This window comes from Streptomyces sp. NPDC007162 (genome assembly GCF_040634175.1).
In the GTDB taxonomy this organism is placed as follows: domain Bacteria; phylum Actinomycetota; class Actinomycetes; order Streptomycetales; family Streptomycetaceae; genus Streptomyces.
In genome coordinates, this window is the sequence record NZ_JBEYFC010001052.1 from 1 (window position 1) to 1,139 (window position 1,139).

The 1,139-nt window shown below is 63.2% G+C and carries 1 protein-coding gene; it reads right to left on the bottom strand.

What is annotated here, in order from left to right; all coding sequences use genetic code 11:
• Positions 1 to 1,092, bottom strand: a complete 1,092-nt coding sequence (locus ABZ646_RS47075; protein ID WP_360534045.1) for an IS630 family transposase — start codon at positions 1,090 to 1,092, stop codon at positions 1 to 3.
• Positions 1,093 to 1,139: the final 47 nt, after the last annotated feature.

The window sequence follows — 1,139 nt, forward strand, 5'->3', positions numbered from 1 at the left end:
CTAGTCTTCTGAGTCAGGAATTCTGTTCAGATAACTGGCGAGGCGTTCGAGGATCTCGTCCGCCGTCTTCGTCCAGACGTAGGGCTTCGGGTCGGTGTTCCAGGCGGCGATCCAGTTGCGGATGTCCTTCTCCAGGGCTTGGACGGACTTGTGGACGCCTCGCCGTATCTGTTTGTTGGTCAGTTCGGCGAACCATCGCTCGACGAGGTTCAGCCAGGACGAGCCGGTCGGTGTGAAGTGCAGGTGGAAGCGGGGGTGGGCCAGGAGCCACTTCTTGATGGCGGGGGTCTTGTGGGTGGCGTAGTTGTCGCAGACTAGGTGGACATCCAGGCCGGCAGGCACCTCTTTGTCGAGCTTGATCAAGAACTTCTTGAACTCCTCGGCCCGATGCCGACGGTGCAGGGAGCCGATCACTTTTCCGGTGGCGACCTCAAGAGCCGCGAACAGGGTGGTGGTGCCGGCCCGGACGTAGTCATGCGTCGCCCGCTCGGGAACCCCGGGCATCATCGGCAATACGGGCTGGGACCGGTCCAGGGCCTGGATCTGCGACTTCTCATCGACACAGAACACCAAGGCCCGCTCTGGCGGGTCCAGGTAGAGGCCGACGACATCGTGGACCTTGTCGACGAAGTACGGGTCAGTCGACAGCTTGAAGGTCTTTGATCGGTGCGGCTGCAGTCCGAAGGCCCGCCAGATCCGTGACACGGACGACTGTGAGAGGCCCATCTCTTTGGCCATAGACCGCGTCGACCAGTGCGTCGCGTTCTTCGGAGTGGATTCCAGTGTCCTGGCGATCACCGCGGCGACCTGTTCGTCCGTCACGGTCCTTGGGCCGCCCGGACGTGGCATGTCTCCGAGACCGGCGATCCGGTACTGCACGAACCGGGCCCGCCAGCGGCCCACCGCATGAGGCGTGGAGCCAAGTTCAGCAGCCACGTCCTTGTTGGACGCACCCTCGGCGCAGGCCAGGATGATACGACACCGCAATGCCCATGCCTGCGGCGTGGAATGCCGCCGCACCCACCCCTCGAGTGCGGCCCGTTCCTCGTCCGACAGCGTCAACTCGGCCTTCGGCCGCCCCGTCCGTGCCATGGAGCAAGCCTATACATCTGAACAGAATTCCTGACTCAGAAGACTAG

Bases quoted from the DNA above. Each gene is read 5' to 3' on its own strand.
- ABZ646_RS47075 (WP_360534045.1), bottom strand. From the start codon at position 1,092: ATGGCACGGACGGGGCGGCCGAAGGCCGAGTTGACGCTGTCGGACGAG.